This is a genomic window from Acidocella sp., from assembly GCF_036489515.1.
In the GTDB taxonomy this organism is placed as follows: domain Bacteria; phylum Pseudomonadota; class Alphaproteobacteria; order Acetobacterales; family Acetobacteraceae; genus Acidocella.
In genome coordinates this window covers 1-11,911 of the sequence record NZ_DASXFO010000058.1, presented here as the reverse complement: position 1 = coordinate 11,911, position 11,911 = coordinate 1, and the positions used below count along the sequence as shown (strand labels likewise).

13 protein-coding genes and 1 tRNA gene are annotated in these 11,911 nt (G+C 63.2%); 4 read left to right on the top strand and 10 right to left on the bottom strand.

All coding sequences use genetic code 11. The features are described from left to right. Nucleotides 1–12: 12 nt before the first annotated feature. Nucleotides 13–1,079, bottom strand: a protein-coding gene (locus tag VGG47_RS09400; protein WP_331537787.1) for an IS630 family transposase whose coding sequence is annotated in 2 segments (ribosomal slippage) — nt 13–590 and nt 590–1,079 — 1,068 coding nt in all. Because the reading frame shifts where the segments join, the coding sequence is not laid out codon by codon here. Nucleotides 1,080–1,217: 138 nt separating this feature from the next. Here VGG47_RS09400 and VGG47_RS09395 point away from each other — a divergent pair. Beyond that, the gene (locus tag VGG47_RS09395) at nt 1,218–1,388 is read left to right on the top strand and encodes a hypothetical protein (RefSeq protein ID WP_331537785.1); all 171 of its coding nucleotides are present in this window, start codon (nt 1,218–1,220) and stop codon (nt 1,386–1,388) included. Between the two features lie 156 nt (nt 1,389–1,544). Here VGG47_RS09395 and VGG47_RS09390 read toward each other — a convergent pair. Continuing rightward, nucleotides 1,545–1,620, bottom strand: a tRNA-Ile gene (locus VGG47_RS09390). Between the two features lie 139 nt (nt 1,621–1,759). On the opposite strand from VGG47_RS09390, the gene ppa reads away from it, so the two are divergent. After that, nucleotides 1,760–2,284 (top strand): inorganic diphosphatase, encoded by a 525-nt coding sequence (gene ppa / locus VGG47_RS09385; RefSeq protein WP_331537783.1) that lies wholly within the window; start codon nt 1,760–1,762, stop codon nt 2,282–2,284. 107 nt (nt 2,285–2,391) lie between these two features. Here the strand turns inward: ppa and VGG47_RS09380 are convergent, their stop codons facing one another. The 7 genes from VGG47_RS09380 to argC all read right to left on the bottom strand — a co-directional run bounded on the left by VGG47_RS09380 (nt 2,392) and on the right by argC (nt 9,112). After that, nucleotides 2,392–3,174: an EipB family protein gene (locus VGG47_RS09380; RefSeq protein ID WP_331537781.1), complete on the bottom strand. Its 783-nt coding sequence runs from the start codon at nt 3,172–3,174 to the stop codon at nt 2,392–2,394. Nucleotides 3,175–3,283: 109 nt separating this feature from the next. Beyond that, entirely contained in the window at nt 3,284–3,769 is a 486-nt protein-coding gene (locus VGG47_RS09375; RefSeq protein ID WP_331537779.1) for a hypothetical protein, read from the bottom strand. Nucleotides 3,770–3,945: 176 nt separating this feature from the next. Then, nucleotides 3,946–6,114, bottom strand: coding sequence for an excinuclease ABC subunit UvrB (gene uvrB / locus VGG47_RS09370; RefSeq protein ID WP_331537777.1), 2,169 nt, complete (start codon nt 6,112–6,114; stop codon nt 3,946–3,948). 182 nt (nt 6,115–6,296) lie between these two features. Next, nucleotides 6,297–6,803 (bottom strand): phasin family protein, encoded by a 507-nt coding sequence (locus VGG47_RS09365; RefSeq protein WP_331537775.1) that lies wholly within the window; start codon nt 6,801–6,803, stop codon nt 6,297–6,299. Between the two features lie 36 nt (nt 6,804–6,839). Then, nucleotides 6,840–7,460, bottom strand: a complete 621-nt coding sequence (locus tag VGG47_RS09360; RefSeq protein ID WP_331537773.1) for a TetR family transcriptional regulator — start codon at nt 7,458–7,460, stop codon at nt 6,840–6,842. 187 nt (nt 7,461–7,647) lie between these two features. Next, on the bottom strand, nt 7,648–8,205 hold the full coding sequence (locus tag VGG47_RS09355) for a gamma carbonic anhydrase family protein (RefSeq protein ID WP_331537771.1): 558 nt from the start codon (nt 8,203–8,205) through the stop codon (nt 7,648–7,650). Then, nucleotides 8,198–9,112 carry an N-acetyl-gamma-glutamyl-phosphate reductase gene (gene argC / locus VGG47_RS09350; protein WP_331537769.1) on the bottom strand — a complete coding sequence of 305 codons (915 nt, stop codon included), beginning with the start codon at nt 9,110–9,112 and terminating at the stop codon, nt 8,198–8,200. Before argC ends, VGG47_RS09355 begins: the two co-directional genes overlap by 8 nt. A gap of 70 nt (nt 9,113–9,182) precedes the next feature. Between argC and secB the strand changes: the two genes are divergently transcribed. Next, nucleotides 9,183–9,686, top strand: a complete 504-nt coding sequence (gene secB / locus VGG47_RS09345; protein ID WP_331537767.1) for a protein-export chaperone SecB — start codon at nt 9,183–9,185, stop codon at nt 9,684–9,686. Between the two features lie 150 nt (nt 9,687–9,836). Here secB and VGG47_RS09340 read toward each other — a convergent pair whose 3' ends face one another. Next, a complete protein-coding gene (locus VGG47_RS09340; RefSeq protein WP_331537765.1) occupies nt 9,837–10,457 on the bottom strand; it encodes a TlpA family protein disulfide reductase in 621 nt (206 codons plus the stop codon). On the opposite strand from VGG47_RS09340, the gene argH reads away from it, so the two are divergent. Beyond that, nucleotides 10,408–11,853 carry an argininosuccinate lyase gene (argH, locus tag VGG47_RS09335; protein WP_331537763.1) on the top strand — a complete coding sequence of 482 codons (1,446 nt, stop codon included), beginning with the start codon at nt 10,408–10,410 and terminating at the stop codon, nt 11,851–11,853. The genes VGG47_RS09340 and argH overlap by 50 nt on opposite strands. Nucleotides 11,854–11,911 lie beyond the last annotated feature (58 nt).

Sequence of the window (11,911 nt, the reverse complement as noted above, 5' to 3'; positions counted from 1 at the left end):
ATACCAACGGCGTTAAGCATTGACCTGTTTTGCCCAGCTCCGTGTTGCGATTGAGGTTATTTTATCTGGCTGCGCCACCAGGCTGTTCCAAGCGCTGCAGCAGGCTTCGACGATTGCCTCCTGGGTTTCGAATACTCTGTTTGCCAGATAATTTTGCCGGAGGAACTGCCATATGTTTTCCTGCGGGTTCAGTTCTGGTGCATAGGGTGGCAATGGAAGTAGGCTGATGTTATCGGGAAGTTTGAGTTTGTCACCGGCCTGATGCCAACCGGCCCCGTCAAGTGTTATGACGGCATGGGCGCCTGGTGTCACGCACTTGCTGATCTCGGCCAGATGCATGTTCATTGCTGCGGCGTTGACGTAGGGCAACACCAAAGCAGCGCCGGTGCCACGGGCCGGACAGACGGCACCGAAGATGTAGGCCCACTTATAACGGCAATCGCGTGGCGCTGACGGACGGCTGCCCCGCTTTGCCCAAAGCCGGGTCAGCGTTCCTTGCTGACCGACCCGCGCTTCGTCTTGCCACCAGAGTTCGATTGGTTTGCCACGGGCGTGCTGCGGGACTGCGGCGGCGACCAGATCGGGGAAGTTTTTTTGTGCGCCTCCTGGGCTGCAGCATCATGACCGGTGTGGCGTGGCCGGGCCGATAGCCGGCGAAAGCCAAGGCGGCGCAGCAAGTCACCGACACTGCGTTCAGCCAGATGAATGCCAAAGCGCGTTTTAATCAGATGCGACAGATCAATGCGCCGCCAGCGCACCACGCCGTGCTCAGACAAACTCGGCCCATCTTGCACCAGCCGTGCAACTTCCGCTTCCTGTTCGGAGGTGAGCCGGGGCTTCGGGCCAGGTGGTATGCGGCTCGATAGCCCGGCCACGCCAAGATCGTTGTAGCGATGCACCCAGTCGCGCAGCGTCTGGCGATCCATGCCGCATAAAACCGCCGCTTCCGTACGCGGTCGGCCTTCCAGAATTAGAGCTAAAGCCAGCATCCGGCGCGATGCATCCGAATCTCGGGACTGCGCCGCAGCACGGCGCAGTCCCGAGGCATCCAACTCCATCCGCGTAATTGAAACGGCCATGCCACCCCCCGAACCGATGAGAGAGGAGCGAATCACATCATGCGGATATTGGGAATCCCACACGAGTCAAAAACTGCCGCCGTTGGTATGAGACACCACGACAGGGCTGCAGCCCAGCAAAACCCAAGGAAGGCTCTCATGGTTGAGATTGTTCCTCTACGCGCAGGGCAAGGCAGCGTTACAGAGGCCCGCGACGTGGAGACGGGTGCGATTGTTTGGCTCGTCAGCGTCGTATGGGACGACGGCGAGCTGATTCTGAGCGATCACCCAACCGAGCAGGAAGCAATCGCGGCCGCCCAGCGTTGCTAAAGATCGGCAACGACTAACCAGCGGGGGCTTCGGCCCCCGTTTCTATGTCCGCCCGATACACAACGCAGGCATGCGTTTTGTTGCCCTGGATGTTGCCCTGAACTTTTTTTAGCTTCCACGGATCGGCAATTTCAACCGATAACTTATTGAAATCATTGGTGCGCCGGGCAGGAATCGAACCCGCAACCAAACCGTTATGAGCGGTCCGCTCTAACCGTTGAGCTACCGGCGCGTATGGCGCGCTCGCTGCGCCGTGAACGATCCTATCAACAAGCCGGGCCCGACCGTCAAGGCGCAAACTATCCCGGATGCTGGCAAGCGGCTGGCAGGCGGAGTATAGGGCCCGGGAACGCAACAGGGAGCCCCCTTTCATGGACGTGAGCAAGCTTTCCCCCGGCAAGGACGTACCGCACGACATCAACGTCGTGGTCGAGATCCCCGCGGGATCCGGTGTCAAATACGAGATCGATAAAGACAGCGGCGCGCTGGTCGTGGACCGCGTGGTGTTCACCCCGATGACCTACCCCGCCGCCTATGGCTTCATTCCCGGCACGCTGGCCGATGACGGCGACCCGGCCGACGCGCTGGTGCTGATCCCGACCGCCGTGGTCCCGGGTGCGGTGATCCGCGCGCGGCCGATCGGCCTGCTGCAGATGGAAGACGAGGCCGGGCAGGACGAAAAGATCGTCTGCGTACCGCACGACAAGGTGCATCCGCAGTACAGCGACATCACCGAGGTCGCGCAGCTCCCTGCCATCACCCGCGACGCCATCAAGCACTTCTTCGAGCACTATAAGGATCTCGAGAAGGGCAAATGGGTGAAGATCACCGGCTGGGCCGACCGCGCCGCCGCCGAGAAGGCGATCGCCGACAGCCTCGCTCGCGCGAAGAAGTAAGCTAAGCAGCCGCTTTTTAAAAAAAGCGGCGCAAAAATTTTTGCTCTGCTGGGCCATGGGCGCTGTCGACGACAACGCCCATGGCCCAGCATAAAAAAGTTTTTTTGCTACCTGCAGGCCGAGGGCGGAATCGTGAGATGCGCGAGCTTGCCGGTCATCACGAAATCGCCGAAATCCAGCACCAGGTTGGTCGCCACGCCATCCTCGAAATAACGCATCTGCGTGCGGAAATCCGGGTTCTGGTCGCCCGGCTTGCGCGGGTAGAAGGCGATGTCGACATCTGAGCTCGGTAGGCCGCTGAGAGAAGCGAAGTGGGTCGGCGTCGGCCCGTGGTGGCCTAGAACGGCGACGAAGGTGGCCTGCGCGCCATCCGGCGTCGTGCCGTCGAACAGCGGCGGCGCGATGAATTTTTTGCCGTCGCGCCCGGCGGCCAGCAGCGCCTCGGTATGCTGCATCGGGAACAGCGTCCCCGGCGGCAACGCCATGCGCGTATCCGCCGGCGTGGTGTAGGTGACGATGCCCGTATTGTCAGCGCCGGTATGCACGGCGGTGCCGGCGTCGTCGACCTGCACCTTCCCGTCATTGTCACGTTCACGCAGGCTGAACGTGAAGGTCTTACCGTCCTTGCTTTCCCACGTGATGTAGTCGGTCACCGATTTGTTCAGCGTCCCGTCCACATTGCGCACCAGCAGCGTCAGATGCTGCGTGGTGGCCCAGCCGGTACAGCCATCGACGACATCGAAGCTCATTTGCCCGACCGCCCCCGTCACGTCATGCGTGCGGACTTTCGACAAGGTCAGGTCATAGACCGCATGTTGGCCGGTGAGGCCGGCGGCGCATGCGGCGCCGGGCATCGCCATGGCCGCGAGGAAAAGAAGAACAGATTTCATGCGGGCATAATGACGGCTCTGCGAAGCAGGTCAAACCCCGCGCGCGCGACGGTTTTTCCCAACCTCGGCCGCCTTTCCGGGGCCCACCGCCGCGCCCGAACGCCAGGACTCATTTCCAGAGGTCGGTGTCCCAATATTTGTCGTCGGCATCGAGCTTCGCCACGGCGCTGCCCAGTATGCTGCGCAGGGATTGCGGCGTCAGCCCGTCGAGCGGGATGATGATATTGCCATACAACGTCTCTTTCCCGTTATGGCTTTCCATCGAATAGAAAAAATCCCCCGTATCGTTGGTCTCGAACAGGTCGGTAAAGGGCAGTTTCGCCAGCTGGTCCGGCTGGAGCGTGGTCAGATCCACATAGGCGTAGCTCAACGTCCCATCCTGCGAGAGGGTGAAATGAAATTTGTAATCGTACTTGCCCGTCCAGACGATGGAAAAGTTCTTTTGATCCGCGCTATCGGTGGGGGTGTAGCCGAGATTCCCCACCATGGTCTCCAGAGACGCCAGAGCCGGCGCTTTTTTCGCCGGCGTATCGGCCCAGGCCATTCCCGCCACCAGAACCAGCAGCCAAGGCACAATCCGCACGCGCTGGAGCATCTCACGTCCCCCCTGATTTTAGAGACATTTTATGCGAATCTAGGCGCTACCGTCCATTCATTTCGGTATCAAATTTACTCTGGGCCGGAGGCGTTGTCCCCGACAACGCCCATGGCCCAAATTAATAAAGTTTTTTTGCTTCTTTTTGTTCACAAAAAGAAGCCTTCCTTTTTTTACTAACCTTTCTTCCGCCCCCGTCCCTTGCGCAGGGCCGGATCGTAGCCCCCGCCGCCTGGGCCCAGCGGCACCGGGCCGCGTTCCTTGGGCCTATGCGGCGCCGGCGGCGGTGTCAGGCCGAGGGAGAGCGCTTCCAGCCGCTTGATCTCGTCGCGCAGCCGCGCCGCCTCCTCGAATTCCAAATCCGCGGCGGCCTTGCGCATCCGCGTCTCCAGCGTCGCGATTGAGGACTGCAGGTCCTTGCCGACGAATTCGTCCACCCCGGCATCCTTAACCGGCGCCACGGTGACGTAATCCTGCTCGAACACCGAGTGGATCACCTCGCCGATATTCTTGCGCACGCTTTGCGGGGTGATGCCGTGCTCTTCGTTCCAGGCGGTTTGCCTGGTCCGGCGCCGCGCCGTCTCCTCCAGCGCCTGCTTCAGGCTCCGCGTCATCACGTCGGCGTAGAGGATCACCCGCCCATCCACGTTGCGGGCGGCGCGGCCGATGGTCTGGATCAGCGAGGTCACGGAACGCAGGAAGCCTTCCTTATCCGCGTCGAGAATCGCGACGAGCATACACTCAGGGATATCCAACCCCTCGCGGAGCAAATTGATGCCGACCAGCACGTCATAGGCGCCAAGGCGCAGGTCGCGGATGATCTCGATCCGCTCCAGCGTGTCGACGTCGGAATGCAGATAGCGCACGCGGATGCCCTGCTCGGTCAGATACTCGGTCAGGTCCTCGGCCATGCGCTTGGTCAGCGTCGTCACCAGCACGCGCCCGCCCTGGGCGATCACGGTGCGGCACTCACCCAGCAGGTCGTCCACCTGATGCTCCACCGGGCGGATTTCCGTGACCGGATCGACCAGCCCGGTCGGCCTGATGATCTGCTCCGCAAAACTCCCGCCGGTCCGCTCCAGCTCCCACGGGCCGGGGGTGGCGGACACGAAAACCGTCTGCGGCCGGAACGTCTCCCATTCCTCGAATTTCAGCGGCCGGTTGTCGATGCAGCTTGGCAGGCGGAAGCCGAATTCGGCGAGGATGGATTTGCGCGAAAAGTCGCCTTTGTACATGCCGCCGATCTGCGGCACGGTCACATGCGATTCATCGACCACCAGCAGCGCATTGTCCGGCAGGTATTCGAACAGAGTCGGCGGCGGCTCGCCGGGATTGCGGCCGGAGAGATAACGGGAATAATTCTCGATGCCTTTGCAGGCGCCGGTCGTCTCCATCATCTCGATGTCGAAGGTGGTGCGCTGCTGCAGCCGCTCCGCCTCCAGCAGTTTTCCGGCGCCGGTCAGCTCGTCCAGCTGCTGCTTCAGCTCCACTTTGATGCGCGCGATGGCCTGGTTCAGGGTTGGACGCGGCGTCACGTAATGGCTGTTGGCGTAGATGCTGATGTTTTCCAGCACGCCCGTCTGCTCGCCGGTCAACGGGTCGAATTCGGAGATTTTCTCGATCTCGTCGCCGAACAGCGTCACCCGCCAGGCGCGATCCTCGTACTGGCTGGGGAAAACATCCACCACCTCGCCACGCAGCCGGAACGAGCCGCGGGCGAAGGCGATGTCGTTGCGGCGATATTGCAAATCCACCAGCGCCTTGGCCAGCGTGTCGCGGTCGATCTGGCCGCCGGTCTCCAGCCGCACCACCATCTTCGAATAGGTCTCGACCGAACCGATGCCATAAATGCAGGAGACCGAAGCGACGATGATGACGTCTGAGCGCTCCAGCAGCGCCTGGGTCGCGGCGTGGCGCATCCGGTCGATCGTCTCGTTGATCGCGGAGTCCTTCTCGATATACGTGTCCGAGCGCGGCACATAGGCTTCCGGCTGGTAGTAATCGTAATACGAGACGAAATATTCCACCGCATTGTCGGGGAAGAAGGATTTCATCTCGGCATAGAGCTGCGCCGCCAGCGTCTTGTTCGGCGCCAGCACCAGGGTCGGCCGCTGGATGCCCTCGATCACCTTGGCCATGGTAAAGGTTTTGCCCGAGCCGGTTACGCCGAGCAGCACCTGGTCACGCTCCTGCGCCGCGATCCCCGCCAGAAGGTGCTTGATCGCCGCCGGCTGGTCGCCGGCCGGCTCATAGTCCGAGACGACACGCAACGGTTTCAACGGCGCGCGCGGCGCCGGCTTTTCCGGAATGAAGGTGACCGGCGCCGTACGGAACATGGTGGACATGCGCCTAATATGCGCCGCCGGGCCTGAAATGAAAGCCGCAGAAGGAAGGCCTACTTTTTGTGAACAAAAAGTAGCAAAAAAACTTTATTCATGCTGGGCCACGGGCGTTGTCAGCGACACAGCCTCAGGCCCAGCATAACAAAAATTTTTGCGCCGCTTTTTTTAAAAAGCGGCTGCTTTCTTTACTTCTTGAACACGTCCTTCATCTCGGTCATCGCCTCGGAAAAGCGCTGGTTCAGCTTCTGCATCGCCTCGGTGTGCGATCTCTGGATCAGGTCGCCGAGTTCGCGGGTGTTGGAGACCGCGTTCTCATAGGCCTGCTTCAGCAACTCGGCATGTTTGGCGGCGCGGTCGTTCGGCGTGTCGCTGGCGGCGATCTCCCGCAGGGTCTGCGTCAGGCCCGACATGGTGGCCTGCATGATCTCCATATGCCGGCGCGCCACGGTCTGAGCGCCTTCCAGCGCGACCCGGTTGGCGTCCGACAGCGCTTCGAGATTGCGCCGATGCGCCCCCAGCACGGATTCCATATCCGGCATTTGCGGTATCTTCAGATCCTTGAACATTTTCTTGAAATCGAAATCCCGCATCATTGCCGCGCCCTGCCCCGCCGCGGATGCCTCGAAGGCGGGTTTGGAGCCGTGAGATGAGGTTTCCGCGTCCGGTTTTCTGGTCGTCGTTTTATCGGCCATGGTTGTTTCCCCCTTTTTGGCCGAAATCGGCCGGGCTTAGATTACTCCAGCCGGATCGTCTGGCAATGCCGAACTGGGCTGATCCGCGGCCGCTTCGGGAGCAGGCGCATGATGGAAGCGCGCGGCGATCGCATCGGCCCGGTCCAGCGCCTTGTCCACTGCCGCCATGGTCGCGGTCAGGTCGGTGCTGTCATCGCGCACCCAGGCGCGCAGGCCGTAGCCCCAGACCAGGGTCAGGCCTTTTTTGCGGATTTGCCCGCGCAATCCATGCGCCGAGACGCCCGCCCCCTCGAGCATCCAGCCCATCGAGGTGACCGTGGCGCGCGCCAGGCACAGCGCCAGCGGCGGCTCGGCCGGCAACGCCCGCAGCAGCGCCAGCACCCCGGCCCGGTGCAGCTGCAGAAAATCAAACCGGCGCATCAAAATATCAAACAGACGTTCGCGTACCGGCCCCTCTGTGAGGGCGCCGGTCAGCGCATGCGCATCCGCCAGCCGCCCGAAAGCGCGCAAAATACCCACCTGCCCGGAATAACGCTGCCGCGTAACGGCGAGGTCCAGCCCGGCCCGGCGCGCCGCCGCGGCGGGCGACACGCTGCGCCACCCCTCCGCCGCCGCCAGGGAAAAAGCGGCGCCCACCAGCGCGGTATCAAATTCCATGTCCGTCATGATTTCCGATGTAGGGCCGCGCGAGGCGCTCGGGTAGGGGAAAGCGGCCGCTTTTTGAAAAAAACGGCGCAAAAACTTTTATTATGCTGGGTCATGGGCTGTGTCGCCGACACAGCCCATGACCCAGCATAGCAAAGTTTTTTTGCTACTTTTTGTTCACAAAAAGTAGCCTTCCTTTCTACACCGCGGTCAACCCGCCGCGATAAAGGTTCGACAGCCCGACGTAATGCGGCACGGTCTGGTCCCAGCTGGCCCGCTCGGCGTCGCTCATCACCCGCACCCGCCGCGCCGGCATGCCGACCCACAATTCCTGCCGGCCGATCCGCTTGCCAGGCGCCAGCAGGCCGCGCGCGCCAAGCATCCCGGCTTCCTCCACCACCGCGCCGTCCAGCACCGTGGCGCCCATGCCGATGAAGGCGCGGTCATGCAGGCGGCAGGCATGAATGATCGCGGCGTGACCAACCGTCACGTCCGCACCGATGTCCGTGAAATTCTCCGCATGGTCGACATGGATGACCGTGCCGTCCTGGATGTTGGATCGGGCGCCGATGATGATCGGGTTGGTGTCGGCGCGCAGCACGCAGTTGAACCAGATGTTGGCGCCCGGCCCCACCCTCACATCGCCGATCAGCACCGCGGTCGGCGCGATCCAGGCGGTGGGATCGATGGTCGGGGCCACGCCGTTCAGCGCATAGATCAGGCCGGACGGTTTGGCGGCGATATGCGATTCAGGCATCAACAGCGTCTCCCAACATCAGCTTTATGTTTTGCACGGCGGCGCCTGAGGCCCCCTTGCCGAGATTGTCCAGCCGCGCAACCAGCACGGCATGGTCGTAGGCGGCGTTGGCGCACACAAAAATTTCCAGCCGGTCAGTCCCGCGCAGCGCGTCCGGCCGCAACGCACCCGACCAGATGCCGGGGTGGACCAGGATGTTTTCAGCGCCCTCATAGCGTTCGCGATAGGCTTCCATGAGCTCATGCCCCTCCGGTGTGCCCGGCAGCCGGTCGAGAAACAGCGGGATGCAGACCAGCATGCCCTGCGCGAAATGCCCCACCGAAGGGGTGAAAATCGGCCGGCGCGTCAGCCCGGAGCGCAGCATGATCTCGGGCACATGCTTATGCGCCAGCCCCAGCGCGTAGGCCTCGAGGGCCGGGCCGCCTTCGGCCTCATGCGCGGCGATCAACGCCTTGCCGCCGCCCGAATAACCGGAGACGGCGTTGATGGTGACATCGTGGTCGGGGGGCAAAAGACCGGCCTCGATCAGCGGGTTCAGCAGCGCGATCGCGCTGGTGGCGTAGCAGCCCGGATTCGACACCAGCCGCCCTTGCGCGATATTCTGCACGTACACCGGGCCAAGCTCGGGGAAGCCGTAGACCCAGCCGGCTGCCGTCCGGTGCGCCGAACTCGCATCGAGAATCCGCGTACCTTCCGGCGCCAGCGCCACCGCCTCGCGCGCCGCGTCATCGGGCAGGCACAGCACGGTCAGGTCCGCCTGCGCCATCGCTTCTCGCCTCGCCGCCGCATCCTTGCGACGCGCCTCGTCGAGCGCCACCAAAGCGATGCCGGGCATCACGCCCAGGCGTTGCGCAATGCCGAGACCCGTGGTCCCGGCCTGTCCGTCGATGAAAATTTTCGCGCTCATAACGCTCCCTTATCATGATCTTGCCGCCGTGCTAGGCGGGCGCCGCATAGCACAACAGGAAACACGTCATATGTCAGAAACCGCGACCCAGCCCCAGCCGCCGCTTGTCGTGAATATCCAGTATACGAAGGATCTCTCCTTCGAGGTGCCGAACGCGCCGGCCATCTATACCGTGCTGCGTACCGCGCCGGCGGTGAACATCAATCTCGACGTGCAGGTGCGCCGCGTCCAGGAAGGCCAGACCGTGTTCGAAGTGACGCTCACGGCCCGCGCCGAGGCGACCATCCCCGCCGCCGACAACGGCGCCGCGGAGAAGCCGATGGTCGTGTTCATCGCCGATCTGTCCTATGCCGGCATCTTCACCCTCACAGGCATCCCGGACGATCAGCAGGAGCCGATCCTGCTGGTGGAATGCCCGCGCCTGCTCTTCCCCTTCGCCCGCAACATCCTGGCCGACATCACTCGCGACGGCGGCTTCCCGCCGGTAATGCTGGGGCCGATCGACTTCGTCGGGCTGTGGCAGGCGCGCCGCGCCCAGGCCGCCAACATCGCCAGCCCGGCCGGTCACGCTTGAAGAAAGCAGCCGCTTTTTAAAAAAAGCGGCGCAAAAATTTTTGTTACGCTGGGCCATGGGCTTTGTCACCGACAACGCCCATGGCCCAAATTAACAAAGTTTTTTTGCTACTTTTTGTTCACAAAAAGTAGCCTTCTTCTGCGCTTTTAGTCAGGCAGGAACATTTCCTCTCTGACCGCCGGTCGGCGCCGGGGCGCCCAGGCTGCGCAAATAGGCCGCGGTGGCCGGCGTGTTCCAGTTCGCCGCACCGTCCAGACGTGCCACCAGCCGGCCGCTCGGATCGATCACCACGCTCACCGGAATGCCGTTGCTGCCCAGCACCTGCATGTTGCTGCCATCCTGGTTCAGCAAGATCGGCAGGTCGCTTATGCCGTGCCGGGCAAAAAATGGCCGCACCACCGCCGCCCCGGTCAGGTCGATCGAAATCGGCAGGATCAGCGCGCCGCTGCCTTTCACTTGCGGCGCAAGTGCTGCGAAACTGGGAATTTCAGCGATGCAGGGGCCGCACCAGGTGGCCCAGAGATTGGCCACCACCGTGTGCCCGCGATAATCCTGCAATGTCAGCTGCCGCCCCGTGGCGTCGGCGAAGCGCAGCGGCGGCGCCGCGCTCGGCATCACCTGCGTCAGCGCCGCGGCGGCGTCCGGCAGATCGCCCTCGATGATTTGCGCACCGGCGGAATTGCCCAAGCCCCCGGCGAGGGCTAAGCCTGAGGCACCGGCGATGACGGATCGGCGGGACAGCAAGAACGGGCGTGACGGTTTGACTGACAAGAGCAACACTCCAATTTCTCAGCAACTGCAGTGGGGCGGGCGTTTTGGTGCCGGCCCCGATGCGGTGATGCAAGCCATTAATGTCTCGATCGGCTTCGATGCCAAGCTCTGGGCCGAAGATATTGCCGGCAGCCGCGCCCATGCGGCAATGCTGGCCGCCCAGGGCATCATCAGCGCCGACGACGCCGCTGCGATCAATAGCGGCCTCTCCACGATCGCCGCCGAGATCGAGGCTGGCACCTTCACCTTCGTCGACGCGCTGGAGGACATCCACACCAATATCGAGGTGCGGCTGACCGAGCGCATTGGCGACGCCGCCCGCCGCCTGCACACCGCGCGCAGCCGCAACGACCAGGTGGCGACCGATTTCCGCCTCTATGTGCGCGGCGCGATCGATAATCTGCTCCTGCAGATCGAGGATCTGATGCGCGCCTTCGCCACCCGCGCCGCCGAGCATGCGGGCAGCGTGATGCCGGGCTTCACCCATCTGCAGACCGCGCAGCCGGTCACGTTCGGGCACCACCTGCTCGCTTACGTGGAAATGCTGAACCGCGACGCCGGCCGCCTGCGCGACGCCCGCGCGCGGTTGAACGAATGCCCGCTCGGCGCCGCGGCACTCGCCGGCACCTCCTTCCCCATCGACCGCAACGCCACCGCCGCGGCTTTGGGCTTCGACCGGCCGACCGCGAACTCGCTGGACTCCGTCTCCGACCGCGACTTCGCGCTCGAATATCTGTCCGCCTTGTCGATCCTGGCGATGCATCTCTCGCGCTTCGCCGAGGAGATCATCATCTGGTGTTCGTCTCCCTACAGCCTGATCAAGCTGTCGGACGCGTTCACCACCGGCTCCTCGATCATGCCGCAGAAGCGCAACCCCGACGCCGCCGAGCTCACCCGCGCCAAGACCGGGCGCATCACCGGCGCGCTCGTCGGCCTGCTGACGGTGATGAAGGGCCTGCCGATGGCCTATGCCAAGGACATGCAGGAGGACAAGGAGCCGGTGTTCGACGCCACCGCGGCGATCTCCCTCTGCCTCGCCGCCACCGCCGGGATGGTGCGCGACATGGATGCCGACACCACGCGCATGGCCGAACTGGCCGGCTCCGGCTTCTCCACCGCCACCGATCTCGCCGATTGGCTGGTGCGGGTGCTGAAAATGCCCTTTCGTGACGCGCATCACGTTACCGGGCAAATCGTCAGGCTGGCGGAGCAAAAAAAACTCGACCTCGCCGGGCTGAGCCTAGCGGAGATGCAAGGCATCGAGCCGCGCATCACCGCCGAGCTGTTCAACGTTTTGACGGTTGAAGCCTCGGTCGCCTCACGCGTAAGCTATGGCGGCACCGCCCCCGGCAATGTCGCCCGCGCGGCGCAGAAATGGCTGGACCAACTGTCATGAAGACCTGCATGATCGCGCTCACCCTCTGCCTGGCGCTTGCCGCCTGCGGCCGGCGCGG